The sequence below is a fragment of the Sulfuritalea sp. genome, from assembly GCF_031426875.1.
GTDB lineage: Bacteria > Pseudomonadota > Gammaproteobacteria > Burkholderiales > Rhodocyclaceae > Sulfuritalea.
This window is the reverse complement of the sequence record NZ_JASJPC010000008.1, coordinates 247,774-265,755: the sequence shown is the minus strand read 5'-3', so window position 1 is coordinate 265,755 and position 17,982 is coordinate 247,774. Positions and strand designations below refer to the sequence as shown.

General features: G+C 62.7%; 14 protein-coding genes. 9 read left to right on the top strand and 5 right to left on the bottom strand.

Translation table 11 applies throughout. The features are described 5' to 3' along the window. Positions 1 to 34 precede the first annotated feature (34 nt). From RMO95_RS04825 to RMO95_RS04815, 3 genes are read right to left on the bottom strand one after another with little or no spacing between them, the layout of a single operon-like run. The gene (locus tag RMO95_RS04825) at positions 35 to 2,002 is read right to left on the bottom strand and encodes a 3-hydroxyacyl-CoA dehydrogenase NAD-binding domain-containing protein (RefSeq protein WP_310449457.1); all 1,968 of its coding nucleotides are present in this window, start codon (positions 2,000 to 2,002) and stop codon (positions 35 to 37) included. Beyond that, a complete protein-coding gene (locus tag RMO95_RS04820) occupies positions 1,999 to 2,892 on the bottom strand; it encodes a hypothetical protein (protein WP_310449456.1) in 894 nt (297 codons plus the stop codon). Before RMO95_RS04820 ends, RMO95_RS04825 begins: the two co-directional genes overlap by 4 nt. Then, positions 2,889 to 3,572: a TetR/AcrR family transcriptional regulator gene (locus RMO95_RS04815; RefSeq protein WP_310449455.1), complete on the bottom strand. Its 684-nt coding sequence runs from the start codon at positions 3,570 to 3,572 to the stop codon at positions 2,889 to 2,891. Before RMO95_RS04815 ends, RMO95_RS04820 begins: the two co-directional genes overlap by 4 nt. Positions 3,573 to 3,723: 151 nt before the next feature. On the opposite strand from RMO95_RS04815, the gene RMO95_RS04810 reads away from it, so the two are divergent. Continuing rightward, positions 3,724 to 4,272, top strand: coding sequence for a M48 family metallopeptidase (locus RMO95_RS04810; RefSeq protein WP_310449454.1), 549 nt, complete (start codon positions 3,724 to 3,726; stop codon positions 4,270 to 4,272). A 57-nt stretch (positions 4,273 to 4,329) separates the two neighbouring features. On the opposite strand, the gene RMO95_RS04805 is transcribed toward RMO95_RS04810, so the two are convergent. Next, entirely contained in the window at positions 4,330 to 4,824 is a 495-nt protein-coding gene (locus RMO95_RS04805; protein ID WP_310449453.1) for a hypothetical protein, read from the bottom strand. 65 nt (positions 4,825 to 4,889) lie between these two features. Then, entirely contained in the window at positions 4,890 to 5,576 is a 687-nt protein-coding gene (locus RMO95_RS04800) for a glutathione S-transferase (RefSeq protein WP_310449452.1), read from the bottom strand. 344 nt (positions 5,577 to 5,920) lie between these two features. Between RMO95_RS04800 and RMO95_RS04795 the strand changes: the two genes are divergently transcribed. The 8 genes from RMO95_RS04795 (at position 5,921) to RMO95_RS04760 (ending at position 17,644) form a co-directional block, all read left to right on the top strand. Next, entirely contained in the window at positions 5,921 to 6,961 is a 1,041-nt protein-coding gene (locus RMO95_RS04795; RefSeq protein WP_310449451.1) for an AAA family ATPase, read from the top strand. Between the two features lie 130 nt (positions 6,962 to 7,091). Beyond that, positions 7,092 to 9,467: a S8 family peptidase gene (locus RMO95_RS04790; protein WP_310449450.1), complete on the top strand. Its 2,376-nt coding sequence runs from the start codon at positions 7,092 to 7,094 to the stop codon at positions 9,465 to 9,467. 222 nt (positions 9,468 to 9,689) lie between these two features. Continuing rightward, complete coding sequence (locus tag RMO95_RS04785) at positions 9,690 to 10,571, top strand: NAD(P)-dependent oxidoreductase (RefSeq protein WP_310449449.1); 882 nt, start codon at positions 9,690 to 9,692, stop codon at positions 10,569 to 10,571. Next, on the top strand, positions 10,558 to 10,866 hold the full coding sequence (locus RMO95_RS04780) for an MTH1187 family thiamine-binding protein (RefSeq protein ID WP_310449448.1): 309 nt from the start codon (positions 10,558 to 10,560) through the stop codon (positions 10,864 to 10,866). Before RMO95_RS04785 ends, RMO95_RS04780 begins: the two co-directional genes overlap by 14 nt. 98 nt (positions 10,867 to 10,964) lie before the next feature. Next, positions 10,965 to 12,797 (top strand): ABC transporter ATP-binding protein/permease, encoded by a 1,833-nt coding sequence (locus RMO95_RS04775; RefSeq protein WP_310449470.1) that lies wholly within the window; start codon positions 10,965 to 10,967, stop codon positions 12,795 to 12,797. Between the two features lie 15 nt (positions 12,798 to 12,812). Then, positions 12,813 to 13,721: a transporter substrate-binding domain-containing protein gene (locus tag RMO95_RS04770; RefSeq protein ID WP_310449447.1), complete on the top strand. Its 909-nt coding sequence runs from the start codon at positions 12,813 to 12,815 to the stop codon at positions 13,719 to 13,721. Positions 13,722 to 13,994: 273 nt separating this feature from the next. Next, positions 13,995 to 16,652: an EAL domain-containing protein gene (locus RMO95_RS04765; RefSeq protein ID WP_310449446.1), complete on the top strand. Its 2,658-nt coding sequence runs from the start codon at positions 13,995 to 13,997 to the stop codon at positions 16,650 to 16,652. Positions 16,653 to 16,906: 254 nt separating this feature from the next. After that, positions 16,907 to 17,644, top strand: a complete 738-nt coding sequence (locus RMO95_RS04760; RefSeq protein WP_310449445.1) for an amino acid ABC transporter permease — start codon at positions 16,907 to 16,909, stop codon at positions 17,642 to 17,644. Positions 17,645 to 17,982 lie beyond the last annotated feature (338 nt).

The window sequence follows — 17,982 nt, the reverse complement described above, 5'->3', positions numbered from 1 at the left end:
TCTCGATGTGCTTATTTGCGGGCGGACCCTCTCGCTACGCGACATCTTTGTCCAGATAATTCATCGGCCCGCCGGTATACGGCGCGAAGCCGGTGCCGAAGATCACGCCGGCGTCGGCCAGGTCGGCGTCGGCGACGATGCCTTCGCGCACCAGGCGCTGCGTCGCGTCCAGCAGGGGCTGCAGCAGGCGCTGCGCCAGCGCCGGATTCGCCGTTACCTGCCCGCGAAGCGGAATTCCAGGTACGCAAAGCGCACCAGCGCCAACTCTTTGCGGCCTGCCCGCGGCCCAGGTGTAGAAGCCGCGTCCCGACTTCCTGCCCAGTTGCCCGGCGCTCACCAGCTCGACCAGCTTTTTCGGCGCATCGGCCGCGCCGACCAGTTGCCGGCCGGCCGCGACGACGACGTCGAGGCCCACGGTATCGGCCAGCTCGATCGGCCCCATCGGCATGCCGAAGTCGACCATGGCCGCATCGACGGTTTCGGGCGCGATGCCCTCGTCGACGCAGCGCATCGCCTCGTGCATATAGGGCGCCAGCACGGCATTGACCAGGAAGCCCGGCGCGTCCCGCAGCGGCAGCGGCAGCTTGTCTATCCTGCGCACGAAGGCCGCCGCGCGCTGCGCCACCTCGGGCGCGGTGCGCTCGCCGGCGACGACCTCGACCAGCGGCATCTTCATTACCGGGTTGAAAAAGTGGATGCCGACCAGGCGCGCGGGATCACTCAAGGCCGCCGCGATGTCGGCCAGCTTCAGCGAGGAAGTGTTGGAGGCGATCAGCGCGTCGGGCCGGGCGCGCGCCTCGATCTCGGCGAACAGTGCCTGCTTGGCCGCCAGATCCTCGAAGATCGCCTCGATGATGACATCGGCCTGGCGCAGGTCGTCGCCGTCCGGGTCGCCGATCAGGCGGTCGAGCGCGGAGCGGGCGAGCTTGCCGTCGCGCAGTCTCTTTTCGAGGAAAGTCACGGCGCGGCCGATGGCCGCCGCGACCTGCTCCTTCGATTGATCCTGCAGCGTCACCGTCATGCCGCGCAGCACGCACCAGGCCGCGATGTCGCCGCCCATGACGCCGGCGCCGACCACGTGGACGTGACGCGGCGAAAAACCGGCCGCCTCCTTGCCGAAACCCTTGAGCCGGTCCTGCAGGAAGAAAACGCGGATCAGGTTGCGCGTGGTCGGGTGGCTCACCAGCGCATCGAGCGAGGTCGGCCGCCCGGCCGGCACCGCCAGCGTGTTGCCGCCGTAGTTCTGCCACTGGTCGATGATCGCGTAAGGCGCCGGGTAGTGCTCCGGCCGCGCGCGCTTTGCCACCTGCTTCCTGGCGCCGCGGGCGACAAAGCTTTTCAGCGGCCCGTTCAGCAGGCGCTGCATGAAGGGCAAGCGGCGCGGCGGCCGGCCCGACAGCAGCAGCATGCGCGCGGCATTGTCCATGACCTGCGGCGGCACGCACTCGTCGGCCAGGCCGATTTCTTTCGCGCGGGAGGCCGGGATGTTCTTGCCGGTCAGCATCATGTCCAGCGCCGCCGCCGGGCCGACCAGTTGCGGCAGGCGCAGCATGCCGCCCCAGCCGGGGATGATGCCGAGCATGACTTCGGGCAGCGCGAACCTGGTGCCCGGTTCGTCGACCGCGATCCGGTAGCGGCAGGCCAGCGCCAGCTCGGTGCCGCCGCCCATGCAATGGCCGCGCACCAGCGCCAGCGTCGGGTAGCCGGCGGCCGCGAGCCGGTTGTAGGTATCCCAGCCGCGCCGGATCAGCGCGCGCGCCTTTTCCGGCGTATCCGACTCAACGAATTCCTCGATGTTGGCGCCGGCGATGAAGCCGGCTGCCTTGGCCGACTTGAAGATCAGGCCCCTGGGCGGCTGCCGCTCGCACTCGTCGAGCAGCAGGCCCAGTTCGGTCATGACTGCGGCGCCCAGCGTGTTGGTCAAGGAATCCGCGGTATCGAGAATGGCCCAGGCCACCCCGTCGGCTTCGCGCTCGAGGCGCCAGTGCTTGAAGGTGCTCATGTTGAAAAATCCTTGTTCCCGTGCGGAATGACGAAGCGTCCGACGATGGCCGGCCGCGCATCGCCATCGACGTGCAGCGCAAAGAGCTGCTCGGCCGCGCGCGGCTCGCTGCGCAGGGCGACGCGGGCGCCGTAGAAGACCGGGCCCTTGATCCAGGTGTCGAGCTGCATCGGCGCATGGTGCGCGGCGCCGAGATGGCCGAGGCACTGGCCGATGGCCCGCTGCGGATGGGCGAAGGCGCCCGCGTAGCCGAAGCGGCGCGCATACATGCTGCTCATGTGCAGCGGATTCAAATCGCCCGAGAGCAGGCCGTAGCGCCAGCGCCCATGCTGCGGCATGCGCCACTCGGCCGCCGCCCTCCCCGCCACGACCGGGCTGGCGGCCGCCTCGCCCTGCGTCGAGGCGCCGTAGCGCCCGCGCGCATAGAAGGTATCCACGGCCTCCCACACGGTGCGGCCGCCGCTTTGCGCCGCGACCAGCAGATCCATCTCGACGCCCTTTTCGAGCACCCGCCGTTCGCCCGTGCGCACGCTGAAATCCAGCACCGCGTCGGGCGCGATCGGCTGGTGCTGGATCAGGCGGTTGCGCACCTGCAGTACCTTCCAGATCGGCAGCGGAAATGCCGGATGGCTGAGCACTGCCATCAGCATGGGAAAGCTGACCGTGTGCGGATAGAGAATCGACAGGCCCTCGCCCGGCGGCATGCCGGAGAGCTTGAAGAAATCCTCGAGTTCCCGCGGCGAAGAGCGGTGGCCGCTCCAGCGCGCCTGGATGTCGGGCAGCCGGCCGTCGCCGGCAAAGCCCGGCGAGGGGCGCCAGACATTGGCCATGAAGCCGAACACCGACGGCTTGGCACGGTATTCCAGGCGGATCGGCATGCCCTTGGTCACGCCGCTCGCTTGCCGCGCGGCTTCTTCGCGGCCTTGGCCTGGCTCGCCGGCGCCAGCGTCGGCAGCGGCGCGCGCAGGCCGCCGATCAGGAAGCTCATCAGCCGCGCGTAGAGCGCGTCGGGGTCGGGCTCGTCGATCGGCCCCAGCAGGCGCAGCGCATCGGCGCCGGAAATCGCGTAGGACAGCGCGCCCATCATGAAATGGAAGCGCCACAGGAATTCCTCCTGCGGCACGTCGGGCAGCGCCTTGAAGAAGGCCGCCTTGAAGCGCGCGATGACCTCGGCGTATTCCGCGGCGAGAAAGCTGCGCACGAAATCCGACGGCTCGGTGTAGGTGCGCCCGAGCAGGCGCATGAAGCTCTGGCCGCCGCCCTTGTCGGCGGCCATGCGGATCGCCACGCCGAAGAACGCCTCGACGATCTGCCGCGGCTTCAGCGGCGCGCCCCCGGCCTCGGCCTCGAAGGCATCCAGCGCGGCGATGCGCTGCTCGTTGAGCCAGGTCAGGCGGCGGCGGAACACTGCCTCGATCAGCGCCTCCTTGGAACCGAAGTGATAATTCACCGCGGCCAGGTTGGCCTGCGCCTCGGTCGTGATCATGCGCAGCGTGGTCGCATCGAGGCCATGCTGCACCAGCAGCTTTTCGGCGGCGTCGAGAATGCGGGAGCGGGTATCGGGTTCCATGGGCGGCCATGCCTTTGACGAACAAGGGTTTCAAACAGTTGTTTCAGTCTGCGCAATGACGCTGCAAATGTCAATTCCCGGGCGGCCGCTGCCGCCCATGCTGACCATCGCGGCCGGTACAATCGCGCCACCCTGTTTAGCCTTCAACCCCATGCGCCCGAAACCCGCGCCGGACTACCTTGCCGGCTATCCCGCCGAACTGGCCGGGCAAGTGCGGACCCTGATCGAACAGGATCTGCTGGCCGCGCGGCTGCTGCGCAAGTATCCGCTGCCGCACACGGTGCGCAGCGACAGCGCACTGCACGGCTATGTGCAGGCGATCAAGGACGAATATCTGCGCAACGCCGGGCAATTGAGCAAGGTCGCTTACGACAGCAAGCTGCATGTGATCCGCAACGCGCTCGGCACGCACACCCGCATCTCGCGCGTGCAGGGCCAGAAGCTCAAGGCCAAGCGCGAAATCCGCATCGCCGCGGTGTTCCGCGACATGCCGCTCGCATTGCTGCGCATGATCGTGGTGCATGAGCTGGCCCACCTGCGCCAGGGCGAACACGACAAGGCTTTTTACCAGTTGTGCCGGCACATGGAACCCGACTACCACCAGCTCGAATTCGACCTGCGCGCCTACCTCTGCCACCTCGACGCGACCGGCCGCCCGCTGTGGTCGGCCGCGACCGCCGCAATTCCCGAGAGCATGTAGGGCCGACTGTAGGGCGGACTGTAGGGCGGACTTCAGTCCGCCATCCACCATTGCCGACTAATGCTTGGCGCGGCGCCCGCCGTCGAGCTTGCGCCACTGGCCGGGGCGCTTGGCCTTGTCCAGCGCGGGCTTCGGCTTCGGCACCAGCATGTTGCGGCCCGGGCTTTTGAGGAAAGCCCGGTGCGCCTGGATCGCGGCGCCGATCTGTTCCGTCGCCAGCGCGATGGCCGCGCCGCCGCCCTTCGGCGTGTAGTCGGCCAGCGCCGCCTTGATCGCGAGCAGGCGTTCCTCGGGCTCGGCCTTGCGCTTGTGGCGCACGCCGGCCATGAAAGCCGCTGCGTCCGGCGTCAGCCCGTAGCGGCCCGCCTCCTCGGCCAGCAGGCCCTGGCTGGACAGGCGCAGAAATGCCGCGGCGAGGTCCACGTCGAGCGGGATCGAGCCGTGGATCAGGTGCGCCGCGGCCATGATTTCCACCAGCTCCGCCGGCCGCCGCTTCGCCGCGAGCGCCGTCGCCATCAGGAGGAGTACGTCCACATCGTGGATAGGGTGCATGCAATGACCTTTGAATGAAACGAAACGGGAGCCGGCAAAAAGCTGCCGGCGGGATTGGCGGCGGATCAGGCCGCCATGACGACCGGACCGCCCTTGGCGATCGCGCGCTGATACGCGGGCCGGGCTTCCATCCGGGCCTTGTAGGCCTGCAGGTGCGGCAAGCGCCCGTTGCCGGCGCGCGACAGAGCGGCCTCGACGGCAAAACTCATCTGGAAATCCGCCACCGTGATCTGCTCGCCGGCAAACCACGCATGCGTCGCCAGATGCTCCTCGATGAATTTCATCGCCGTGGCTACGTTCGGATCGACCAGCTTCGCCAGGACCTTCTTGCACAGTTGGCGGGCAATGGGCCGCACGAAAAACGGCATCGGCTGCTTCGGGATGCTGAGGAACACCAGCTTCATCACCAGCCAGTTCATCAGCGAGCCCTCGGCGTAATGCATCCAGAAGCGGCACTGCCGGTACTCCGGCGTCCCGGCGGCCGGCTGCAGATGGGCCACGTCGCCGCGGCCCTGGTCGCCATAGCGCTCGACCAGGTATTCGAGGATCGCGCCCGACTCGGCAATCGTCAGTTCGCCGTCAGTGATCACCGGCGACTTGCCCAGCGGATGCACCGCGCGCAACTCCGGCGGCGCCAGCCGCGTCACCGGGTGGCGCCGGTAGAGCTTGATCTCGTAAGGCAGGCCGAGTTCTTCGAGCAGCCACAGCACGCGCTGCGAACGCGAGGTTTCGAGATGGTGGACGGTGATCATGGCGGCAAGTATAGACAGCGCAAGGGCGGCGGGCGGGGATAAATTTGGCTGACAGGTCGGCCGCGGGGCCGCCGAGTGCCTGCAGGAACGGGTATCTCGCGGCCAAGAGTTGGCGCTGGCGCTACGGTGAGGATGACGTCGCAAAGCAGGGAATTCAGGAGGCTCGCTTATTGGTCTTAACGGAATATCACATGCACGAAAAGAAGGGACCCATAATTCACCAATCCATTGAGATCGCAATTTGACTAATCAAAGTAATGGAATCTGCGCCTTACTTCATCCACAATAGAGTTATAAGTTGGACTTGATACCTCAAGTTTTAGAAATCAGGATTAATTTGCATAGTGGCTAGCTCCGAGCAACTCAAGGCTCTCATTAAGTCGCACATCAGTCGCGATGACGGACATTTTTTGTCTATCGCTATGCAGGTTGCCGCGCATGAGGCCAAGCTTGGTCACGGGAGGGTGGCAGAGGAACTGCGCAAGATGATCGATGCGGCCAAGAACCGCATTGGGCAGGACGCAACCGGCAAGCTCGTCGCGATAGGCAGCGCAGCCAAGCCACGCGGCGAACTGGCTAACTTACTTACGGTCTCTCATCCTGCGAATCGCCTCGGGGACATGGTCTTGGACGAAGTGGCGTCCAACCAACTGCAGCGGGTCATCAAAGAACAGCGGCAACTTGCTCGGATCAAGGAGCACGGGCTCTCTCCGCGTCGCAAGCTGCTCCTCGTCGGACCTCCGGGCTCGGGCAAAACCATGACCGCTGCTGCCGTGGCAGGTGAGCTTGGTGTCCCACTGTTTTTGGTCCGGCTCGATTCACTGATCACCAAGTTTATGGGCGAGACCGCCTCAAAACTGCGATTGGTCTTTGATGCGATAACCGATATCCGTGGCGTCTATTTCTTCGATGAGTTCGACGCCATCGGTTCACAGCGTGGGCTTGCCAATGACGTAGGCGAGATTCGCCGTGTTCTGAACAGCTTCCTGCAGATGATCGAGCATGATCAGTCGAACAGCCTGATTATCGCGGCAACCAACCACCCAGAAGTTCTCGACTACGCGTTGTTTAGGCGATTTGATGACGTAGTGGAGTACCACTTGCCAACTCCCGCTCAAGCGATGGAACTGATTCGTTCCCGCCTAGGCTGCTTTGCGCCCAAGCCTTTCAAGAAAGATGGCTTGGTGGAGCAGACCGAGGGCTTGAGCTACGCTGAGATTTGTCGCGCGGTCGACGCATCCATCAAGGACGCGATCATGCATGATCAGACCAAAGTGCAACGAGCCGAACTAGGGCGTGCGTTAGGGGAGCGCCGCCTCATCAGTGCGAAGCTCGCAAAGAACAGCATGCACGCGTCAAAGAATGTCGGATCAAACACCCGATAAGCGACCGCACTTCGTACTCCAGAACACGTCTGAGGCGAGGCCGTTCACAGCGCACTCGCCAAAAGGTGGGGCGAAACCGATACTTCCGCAGTTGGATCGAGAACAACATGGCGCAGCCCTTCGCGGCCAATTGCATGCCTTGCTCCCCTTAGCCGAAGCCGCTAAGCAGCGCCAGGAAGAGATAGGCCTTGAAGCCGGGCTTGGCCTCCAAATCCAGTTCCTGTCCAGACCTGACGCCGACTTGGCATTCGAGCGTTTGGCGTCAGAGGGCAAGAGCAAAGGCATCGAACTGCTCAGTATTCAGGAACGCGACAACAAAGCAGTGTTGGCGAACGTCTTCGTGCCTGATGGTCAGCTTCAACACTTTGAGCGCCTGGTCTCGGAATACCTTGAGTCGAAGACCGATCGCAATGGCAAACCGCGAGACAACAAGACCCTGCTAAACACAATTGGCAGCATTCGGGCCGCTGCCATCCAAGGACTTTGGACCGATTCGCCCGAGTTGCTGCCCGCCAATCCCGAAGAGGCGTTCTGGTGGGAGATATGGCTCCGTCGCAGCAGGGATGCTGACTCGTCGGCGGTTGAAGATTTTCGACGGCTGGCTGCGATGTCGCAGTGCCAGGTAAGCGACGCAGTGGTCGACTTTCCCGAGCGCTCAGTGGTGGTCATGTACGGGTCACAGTGGCAGCTTTCCCAGTCCGTAATGGCCCTCAACTGCGTGGCCGAACTTCGCCGCGCGAAAGACACTGCGGAGTTCTTCGTCGGCTTGGGCGGTGTCGAACAACAGCAATGGAGTGCCGATCTGGTAGCAAGGCTACAGGCCCCTGGAGATGGCGATGAAGTTCCTCGTGTCTGTCTGCTGGACTCGGGCGTCAACCGTGGTCACCCTCTGCTCGACCCGCTGATCGCGCCTTCCGATCTGCACACCGTGAACGCCGCTTGGGGAACGAACGACACGGCAAATCACGGTACCGGCTTGGCTGGTCTGGCCGGCTACGGTGACCTACATGCAGCCCTAGCGTCTAACGGTCCAATCGCCATTTCGCATCGAATTGAGTCCGTCAAGCTCACGCCAAACCAAGGCGCAAACGTCGGCGACGACAAGCACCATGCTCGCCTCTTCCTGGATGGCGTCACACTTCCCGAAACCTATTTTGGTCAGAGAAAGCGGGTTTTCTCGTCTGCAGTGACGGCATCAGACTACCGAGACTTTGGGCGGCCATCGGCATGGTCGTCGACAGTTGATTCTCTGGCGTCCGATGATCTTGGCGAAGGCGCCTTTCCTCGTCTCTTCGTACTCTCGGCAGGGAACACCAACGACAGGGCTCACTGGGCGCAGTATCCGGACAGTCTGTCTCTGAATCAGGTTCATGATCCAGGTCAGTCCTGGAACGCGCTGACCGTCGGTGCGTTCACCGAGAAAACGAATATTTCCGAGCGTGGTGCCACACATTTCGATCCTGTCGCGCCGAGCGGTGCGCTAAGCCCATTCACTTCAAGTTCGTCCATGTGGAGTGAACGTGCCTGGCCTCTGAAGCCTGATGTCGTGTTCGAGGGGGGCAACGCCGGCACGGATGGCGTGAATATCGACAACTTTGCCAGCCTTGAACTCCTCACGACGAACAATCGCCCGCTGTCCCGCTTGTTCTGGACTACCAATGCCACAAGCGCTGCATCCGCCCTCTGCTCGCGTATGGCGGCTCAGATCATGGCGGCCTACCCAGTGCTGCGCCCGGAGACGGTTCGTGCTCTGATCGTCAACTCGGCCGAGTGGACAGAGGCCATGCTGCAGATGTATCCGCCGCGTGGTGCGCAACGCACCAAGCAGGAATACTCCGCACTCATTCGCCACTGCGGTTGGGGCGTCCCGAGCTTGGAGCGTGCCCTGTGGAGTGCAGGAAATTCGCTGTCGCTGATCGTGGAAGATCAGGTCCATCCCTATAAGAAGGACGGCAGCGTCGTTAAGTCACGAGACATGAACCTGCACTCGCTGCCGTGGCCCAAGGACCAGTTGGAGGCCTTGCAGGACATTCAGGTCGAGATGCGGGTTACTTTGTCCTACTTCGTAGAACCGAATCCGTCTGCTCGCGGCAGTTCATCCAAATATCACTACCCTTCGCATCGCCTGCGCTTCGCTGTCCGAAGGCCGCTCGAATCGGTGGAAGACTTTCAAGCGCGTATCAACGCGGCGGCCTTGCGGGAGGAGACAGGTCGTGTCACCGTACCGACCGATTCGAACTGGGTTCTCGGCGATTACAATCGGCATCGTGGTTCGCTGCATCAGGACGTTTGGCGCGGCAGCGCGGCAGACCTTGCCAGTCGCGGGTTTGTGGCCGTCTACCCGTCGAACGGCTGGTGGCGCACTCGTCCGGCGCAAGAACGATACGATCTGCCAGCCCGCTATAGCCTCATCGTCTCCATCCGTACGCCGAAGATAGATGTGGACCTTTACACGCCAATTGATCAACAAGTAGCCGCCAACATCGGTGTGCCAATTATCGTGTAACCCAAATTAGCAGCGTTTCTGAATATGTTCGGCTTGCTTCCAGCGTTACGATATGAACCCTCACTTCGGCCGAGCCCCGCCCTCAGCATTGCAGCAGTAACCGCTTCGCCAACGGCATGAGCCGACCAGTCGCCTCCGGGTTAAGATCATTCAACAACGCAAGCCCGTCGATCGGCGGGCCTCGGCGTTAACCAGCTTGCTCAACCCTTCAGGAATACAACCATGGCAAATATTGCATTTCTCGGTACGGGTCTGCTCGGCGCGGCTTTCGCGGAAGCCGCGGCGAAGCGGGGGGATACGGTCACGGTCTGGAACCGCTCGCCGGACAAGGCGCGCGCGCTGGCCCAGTTCGGCATCCGCTTGGCGGCCACGCCGGCCGATGCGGTGCGCGATGCCGCGCGGGTGCATCTGGTGCTCAAGGACGACGCGGTGGTGGATGAGGTGATTGCCGCGGCGCGCGCCGGGCTGGCGGCCGACGCGGTGCTGATCGACCACAGCACGACACTGCCGCCGCTTACCGCCGAAAGGGCGCAGCGGCTCGCGGCGGACGGGCTCAGCTACCTGCACTGTCCCGTGTTCATGACCCCGGCCGCGGCGCGCAACGTGCAGGGCTCGATGCTGGCCGCGGGGCCGCAGGCGGTCTTCGAATCGGTCAGGGACGAGCTGGCGAGGATGACCGGGCGCCTCGAGTACCAGGGCGAGCGCAGCGATCTGGCGGCCGTGAACAAGCTCCTCGGCAACGCCTTGATCATCAGCCTGTCGGCGGCCACGGCCGACGTGCTGACCCTGGCCCAGGCCAGCGATGTCGATGGCGAGGCGGCGATTCGCCTGTTCGGCCTGCTGGACCTGAATACGATCGTCGCGACGCGCGGCGCCAACATGGCCCGGGGCAGGTTCGCGCCGAGCTTCGAGCTGGCCATGGCGCGCAAGGACGTGGGCTTGATGCTGGCGACGGCCGGCGGCCGGCCGTTGGCGGTGCTGCCCTGCGTGGCCGACCGCATGGACCGGCTGATCGCCGAAGGGCACGGCGGCGACGACTTCACGGTGCTGGCCATCGACGCGCTGCCGGGCCGGGCCCAGGAGGATGACCATGGTGCTGCTTGAATTTTCGATGTCGCCCTTCGCCAGGGGCGAGAGCCTGAGCCCCTATGTCGCGCGCTCGCTCGACATCATCGACAAGAGCGGCCTGCCCTACCAGTTGACGCCGATGGGCACCATCATCGAAGGCGAGTGGGCCGAGGTCATGGCGGTGGTCACGGCCTGCTTCGAGGCGATGCGCATCGACTGCGACCGCATCAGCACCCAGATCAAGATCGACTATCGCGCCGGGCCGGGCGGGCGCATCAAGGCCAAGGTGGCGGCCGTCGAGGACAGGCTGGGGCGCAAGCTGTCGACCTGAGCGGCGGGTCTGGCGCCGCGGCTCGACGAGCATCGCGGCGCTATGGCCGGCACGCCAGGCCGGGCGCGCCGCGCCATGTTGTTAGAATCTAAAGCATGATGCGCCGCACCCCCCCCACCATGGCCCTGCCGGGCCCGATTCCCGAGACCCGCCACGACTGGCACACGATCAAGACCCTGCTGCCCTATCTCTGGGCATGGAAGGGTCGCGTGGTCTTCGCGCTGGTCTGCCTGCTGCTGGCCAAGCTGACCAACGTCGCGGTGCCGCTGGTGTTCAAGGACATCATCGACACCTTCACCCTGCCCGGCGCCAGCAAGCTGGAGCAGGCCGTGCTGCTGGTGCCGCTGGGCCTCCTGGCGACCTACGGCGCGCTGCGCTTTTCGACCGTGCTGTTCACCGAGCTGCGCGAGATCTTCTTCGCCCGCGTCACCCAGCGCGCCGTGCGCACGATCACGCTGCAGGTGTTCGAGCACCTGCATTCGCTGTCGCTGCGCTTTCACCTCGACCGCCAGACCGGGGGCCTCACGCGCGACATCGAGCGCGGCACGCGCTCGATCGGCTCGCTGATCAGCTACACGCTGTATTCGATCCTGCCCACGCTGGTCGAGATCGCGCTGGTGCTGGGCATCCTCGCCGCGCGCTACGACAAGGATTTCACGCTGATCACGCTGGTCACGCTGACGCTCTACGTGAGCTTCACGATAGTCGTCACCAACTGGCGCACGGTGCTGCGGCGCGAGGTGAACGAACTCGATTCGGCGGCCAACGTGCGCGCCGTGGATAGCCTGATCAACTTCGAGACGGTCAAGTATTTCAACAACGAGCGCTGGGAGCACGACCGCTACGACGAGCAGATGCAGAAATGGGAGAAGGCGCAGATCCGCAGCCAGATTTCGCTGTCCTGGCTCAACCTGGGCCAGTCGCTGCTCATCGCCGCCGGCGTGACGGTGATGATGTGGCGCGCCGCTGTGGGTGTGGCCGCCGGCCAGATGACGGTGGGCGACATCGTGCTGGTGAATGCCTTCCTGATCCAGCTCTACATGCCGCTCAACCACCTCGGCGTGCTCTACCGCGAGATCCGCCAGTCGCTGACCGACATCGAGCGCATGTTCGGCCTGCTCGGCAAGAACCGCGAAATCCAGGATGCGCCCGATGCGCGGCCGCTGTTCCCCAATGCTGAAAGCGGCCCCTGCGAAATCGAATTCGTCAATGTCGGCTTCGCCTACGAGTCGAATCGGCAGATCCTGTTCGACGTGAATTTCAAAGTTGGCGCTGGCAGGACGGTGGCCGTGGTCGGCCACAGCGGCTCGGGCAAGTCCACCCTGGCGCGGCTGCTGTTCCGCTTCTACGACACCACGGCCGGCTCGGTCAGGATCAACGGTTCCGACCTGCGCGCGCTGCAGCAGTCCTCGGTGCGCGCCGCGATCGGCATCGTGCCGCAGGACACGGTGCTGTTCAACGACACGATTTTCTACAACATCCAGTACGGCCGGCCCGCGGCGCCGCGCCAGGAAGTCATCGCTGCGGCCCAGGCGGCGCACATCCACGAGTTCATCGAGCGCCTGCCCGAAGGCTACCAGACGCGCGTCGGCGAACGCGGCCTCAAGCTTTCCGGCGGCGAGAAGCAGCGCGTGGCGATCGCGCGGGCGCTGCTGAAGAACCCGCCGATCCTGATCTTCGACGAGGCCACCTCGGCGCTCGATTCGAAGACCGAAAAAGCCATCCAGGCCGAACTCGAACAAGTCGCCGTCGGCCGCACCACCTTGATCATTGCCCACCGCTTGTCTACAGTGATGAACGCCGACGAGATCCTGGTGCTCGATGCCGGGCGCATCGTCGAACGCGGCAGCCACCGCGCGCTGCTCGCACGCGACGGTTTATATGCCCAGATGTGGGCCTTGCAACAGCAACAACACCTGATCGAAGCCTGACCCAAGGAGAACGCCATGAACTCTCGCACCGCAGTATTCGTTTCACTCATCCTCGCCGCCGTCGCCGCACCGGCCCTGTCGCAGGACGCAGGCACGCTGAAGAAGGTCAAGGACAACGGCAGCATCACGCTGGGCATCCGCGAATCCTCCTACCCGCTGTCCTACCTCGACGACAAGCAGCAGCCGGTCGGTTATCACATCGACGTCTGCAACCGCATCGTCGATGCGGTCAAGGCCCGGCTCAAGCTGCCGGCGCTCAAGCTGCAGCACCAGGCGGTGACTTCGCAGAACCGCATCCCGCTGGTCGGCAACGGCACCGTCGACCTCGAATGCGGTTCGACCACCAACAACGAGGCGCGGCAGAAACAAGTGGCCTTCGCGCCGACCACCTTCGTCACCAACGTGCGCATGGCGGTGAAAAAATCTTCGGGCATCACCGGTCTCGGCCAGCTCGGCGGCAAGCCGGTGGCGACCACCACCGGCACCACCAGCGTGCAACTGATGCGCGCCCATGAGAAAGGCAAGAACATCGACTTCAAGGAGGTCTATGGCAAGGACCACGCCGACGCCTTCCTGATGCTGGAGACCGACCGCGCCGTGGCCTTCGTCATGGACGACAACCTGCTCGCCGGCCTCATCGTCAGCTCCAAGTCGCCGGCCGATTACGCCATCGTCGGCGAGGTGCTCAACATCGAGCCGATCGCGATCATGCTGCGCAAGGATGATCCCGAATTCAAGAAGCTGGTCGATGCGGCAGTGATCGGCCTGATGAAAAGCGGCGAGCTGGACAAGCTCTACACGCGCTGGTTCCTCGCGCCGATTCCGCCGAAGAACGCCAACATGAACTTCCCCATGAGCGAACAGCTCAAGGCCCTGATCAAGGCGCCGAGCGACGCGCCGGCCGAAAGCTTCAACAAGAGGTAGGTTTTCAGGATTCCATGATTGATAATCCGCAGCGCGGCGCACAATGCCATTGGTTTGCAATTTGTCGCCGCACTGGTCGTCGCAGTTTGGCCATAACCAGCCACATGGCGTTTAATATTTAAGCGACGCAACCCAGCAACAAATGTTAGCGTCGTTCCCAATCAGATGGTCGACACGCGCCTGCATCTGGCATAACCTACGCCTTGCTCTGCGAGAGATTGAGGAACCATCATCGGTACGCATAGCCCGGCCACATTTGGGAACCAAATCCTTATGCAACTTACCACCATCGAAATGGTTTCCCCTCGTCCCCCAATTATTTCGCGCGGTTTCGGTAGTCTGTTGCCAGGTTTCGCCCTTGCCGTTTTTCTCGCGCTATTCTCTAGCGGGGCTGCACAGGCGCTGACATCCGTCAAGCAATCTGGTGCCGCTGCACAGAAATCCCTCCCTGCCAATCAAACGCAAAAAGACACGCTGGTAGTCGGTAGTGAACAAGACTATCCGCCTTTCGCCACAGGCATGACCGATGCCACAGCAGGCGGCTTCACGGTCGATCTATGGAAAGCTGTGGCAGCAGAAGCCAGCTTGAACTTCACTATCCGCGTACTGCCTTTTCATCAGATCCTTCAAGAGTTCAAAGAAGGCAAGATCGATGTCTTGATCAATCTCGCGCGGTCTGATGAACGCAATCAATTCGCTGATTTCACCGTTCCCCATGTCGTCGTCAACGGCGCGATCTTTGTGCGTAAGGGTGACTCCAAAATTAACTCGGAAGACGATCTTGCAGGGAAATCACTTATCGTCCTTAACGCCGATCTGGCGCACGACTACGCTGTGTTGAAAGGATGGAAGAAGCAACTGGTGCTGGTGGATGCCGCGGCAGAAGGCTTTCGGTTGCTGGCTTCTGGCAAGCACGATGCCATGTTGCTAGGCAAACTGTCAGGAATGCAGACGCTACAAGCACTGGGGCTGACCCACATCAAGGCGCTGAAGGCTAAGGTCGAGTTCTCGCAGAAATTCGCATTTGCAGTGCAAAAAGGGCAGTCCGAATTGTTGGCCAAGATCAACGAAGGTCTGGCACTCACCAAGTCCAACGGGGCCTACGACGCACTGTACGACAAATGGTTCGGTATTTATGAGGTCAAAGAAGTCGGATTGCGCGACATGCTGAAGTACATCATCCCGATCGTCTTGGTGTTTCTTGGCATCGGTGGATATTTCTTCTATCGACGGAAAATTGAGCGCAAGCAGGCCGAAGGCGAGTTGCGCATCTCCGCCGTCGCCTTCGCGTCCCAGAACGGAATGATGATCACCGACGCCAAAGGCGTCATCCTGCGGGTCAATCCGGCCTTCACTCACCTGACCGGTTACAGCTCCACAGAAACCATTGGGCAGACGCCAGCGCTGCTCAACTCGGGACGCCAGGATCGCCTGTTCTATCAGCGCATGTGGGAGTCGATGAAGGAGAAAGGTTACTGGAAGGGTGAAATATGGAACAAGCGCAAAAACGGCCAGATCTACGCCGAGATGCTGACCATCACGGCTATTGTCGCGCCCGACCAGACCATCACCCATTACGTCGGCAGCTTTTCCGACATCACGGAGGACAAGGAAGCCGAGGCCGAGATTCACCGCCTGGCCTACTACGACCCGCTCACCAGATTACCCAACCGTCGCCTGTTGCAGGACCGCCTGGGGCAGGCCGTTGCGGCCGCGGCGCGGAGCCGGCTATACGGCGCAGTCTTTTTTATCGACTTGGACAATTTCAAAGCGCTCAACGATACACGCGGTCATGATGTTGGCGACCTGCTGCTGGTTGCGGTGGCGCAGCGCTTGCGGGCAGGGATGCGCGAAGGCGACACGGTGGCACGCCAGGGCGGCGACGAATTTGTGCTGCTGGTGGAAGATCTCGGCGCCGAGGCCAATGAGGCCGCCACTCTGGCCAAACAGCTAGGTGAAAAGCTGCGCGAGACCATTGACAGCCCTTTTACCCTCAATGCCTATGAATACCATTGCAGGCTCAGTGTCGGGGTCAGTCTGTTTAATGCGCAGGATACGGTCGAAGACCTGCTCAAGCATGCCGACCTCGCGCTGTATCAAGCCAAGAGGGCGGGGCGCAATACGTTACGTTTTTTCGACCCGGCCATGCAGTCAGCGCTGGATCTGCGCAGTGCCTTGGAGGTCGAGCTGCGCCAGGCGCTAAAACGCGACGAATTGCGGCTTTACTACCAGCCACAAGTCGATGCCGCAGGTCGCGTGATAGGCGTCGAAGCCCTGCTGCGCTGGCAACATACGGAACGCGGCCTGGTACAGCCGAATGATTTCATTCCGCTGGCGGAAGACACCGGGTTGATTCTGCCTATTGGTCTTTGGGTACTGGAAACCGCCTGCGCCCAGCTCAAAACCTGGGAGGGCGATGCACGTACCCGCGAACTGCAAGTCGCAGTGAATGTCAGCGCCCGGCAATTCCGGCAGCCTGACTTTGTGGCTCAGATACAGAGCGTTCTTGAAACCAGCGGCGCAATTCCAGCGCGCCTGAAACTCGAACTGACCGAAAGTATGGTGCTGGAAGACATCGAGGACACCATTGAGAAGATGCAGGCGATCAAACGACTGGGCGTCAACTTTTCAATGGATGATTTTGGCACTGGTTATTCGTCTCTATCCTATCTGGCACAGTTACCGCTCGATCAGATCAAGATCGACAAGGCTTTCGTGTGCAGCCTCCCTGGGAAAAAAAACGACGAGACCATTACGCGAACTATCATCACGCTGGGGCGGGAGCTGGCAATGAATGTCATTGCCGAGGGAGTGGAAACCGAGGCACAGCGCGAGTTCCTCGAGCTTCATGGCTGCCATGCATATCAAGGATATCTGTTCAGCCGTCCGCTGCCGCTGGCAGAGTTCGAGGAGTTTGTTAAGCAGGTTTGACGTTCAGCCGCCTATCGGGATATTCGGTGCCAGCTTAGTTGCGAATACCGGACAGTTGATGAGCGCGATGCCGACTGTCTCTTGTGGACACAACTGAGCCATTGATGGTTTCATCCGTGGATCAAAAATCAGTACAACCATATTGTGCAGAAACATTCCTTTCGCATATCCACCACCAAGTCCGAATACCCAAAGAGTAAAAGTCGGCGCTAGCGGTACGGCGCATTACATCGTCTGACTGTTCCCATGAAGACATGAACTACCACTGGAACTGGGGCATCTTCCTCGAGCAGGTCAAGTCGGGCGACGAGACCTATCTCGACTGGCTGATCACCGGCCTCGGCTGGACGCTGGCGGTGTCGCTGACAGCCTGGCTGCTCGCACTCTCAATAGGCATCGCTGTCGGCGCGCTGCGCACCACGCCTTCGCGCCTGCTGGTCGGACTCGGCAATGCCTGGGTCGAACTGTTCCGCAACATTCCGCTGCTGGTGCAGATGTTCCTCTGGTTCTTCGTCGTGCCCGAGTTCCTGCCGCGCGACTGGTCGCTGTGGGTCAAGCAGGAAATGCCGGCCAAGGAGTTCGTCACCGCCGCGCTGTGCCTAGGCTTCTTCACCTCGGCGCGCATCGCCGAACAGGTGCGCGCCGGCGTCGGCAGCCTGCCGCGCGGCCAGCGCGATGCCTCGCTCGCGCTGGGTTTCACCCTGCCGCAATCCTATCGTTATGTGATCCTGCCGCAGGCGCTGCGCATCGTGATCCCGCCGCTGACTTCGGAATTCATGAACGTGTTCAAGAACTCTTCGGTGGCCTTTGCCATCGGCGTGCTGGAACTCACCTTCCAGGCGCGGCAAATGCAGGAGGATTCGGAGCAGGGCATCGAAACCTACCTGGCGGTGACGCTGCTGTATTTCATCTGCGCGTTTTCCGCCAATCGCGGCATGGCCTGGATCGAGGCGCGCACCCGCGTGCCGGGTCTGATCGCGCGGACGAGCTAGGATGAAACTTGTCGTGGAATCGTGGTTGGCGCGGGATCGGGAGGGCGGGGCATTCTGCTTCGCTCATGTCCTCCGTCGCCACGGCTTGCCCTGCATGGCAAGCCGGCTTCGGCAGCGCGGAGCAGTGCTCCGCGAAACCCTGCCTACGCCCTTCTTTACTTCGCTGCGCAGAACGCCCCACCTTCCCGATCAGGTGACGCTGTTGCAGTTCGACGGTCGCAAAGCACGAGCGTATCCCGCCAAGGGCGGTGGGTGGCCGTCGCGGCGAGGTAAAGGGGGAGAGCCGGGCGCAGCCCGGCTCGGAGGACACGAGCGGCGACGGCCACCCACCGCCCTTG

Excerpts from the sequence above, each read along its gene's own strand:
- RMO95_RS04825 (WP_310449457.1), bottom strand. The coding sequence starts at position 2,002 with ATGAGCACCTTCAAGCACTGGCGCCTCGAGCGCGAAGCCGACGGGGTG.
- RMO95_RS04815 (WP_310449455.1), bottom strand. The coding sequence starts at position 3,572 with ATGGAACCCGATACCCGCTCCCGCATTCTCGACGCCGCCGAAAAGCTG.
- RMO95_RS04810 (WP_310449454.1), top strand. The coding sequence starts at position 3,724 with ATGCGCCCGAAACCCGCGCCGGACTACCTTGCCGGCTATCCCGCCGAA.
- RMO95_RS04805 (WP_310449453.1), bottom strand. The coding sequence starts at position 4,824 with ATGCACCCTATCCACGATGTGGACGTACTCCTCCTGATGGCGACGGCG.
- RMO95_RS04800 (WP_310449452.1), bottom strand. The coding sequence starts at position 5,576 with ATGATCACCGTCCACCATCTCGAAACCTCGCGTTCGCAGCGCGTGCTG.
- RMO95_RS04785 (WP_310449449.1), top strand. The coding sequence starts at position 9,690 with ATGGCAAATATTGCATTTCTCGGTACGGGTCTGCTCGGCGCGGCTTTC.
- RMO95_RS04780 (WP_310449448.1), top strand. The coding sequence starts at position 10,558 with ATGGTGCTGCTTGAATTTTCGATGTCGCCCTTCGCCAGGGGCGAGAGC.
- RMO95_RS04775 (WP_310449470.1), top strand. The coding sequence starts at position 10,965 with ATGCGCCGCACCCCCCCCACCATGGCCCTGCCGGGCCCGATTCCCGAG.
- RMO95_RS04770 (WP_310449447.1), top strand. The coding sequence starts at position 12,813 with ATGAACTCTCGCACCGCAGTATTCGTTTCACTCATCCTCGCCGCCGTC.
- RMO95_RS04765 (WP_310449446.1), top strand. The coding sequence starts at position 13,995 with ATGCAACTTACCACCATCGAAATGGTTTCCCCTCGTCCCCCAATTATT.
- RMO95_RS04760 (WP_310449445.1), top strand. The coding sequence starts at position 16,907 with ATGAACTACCACTGGAACTGGGGCATCTTCCTCGAGCAGGTCAAGTCG.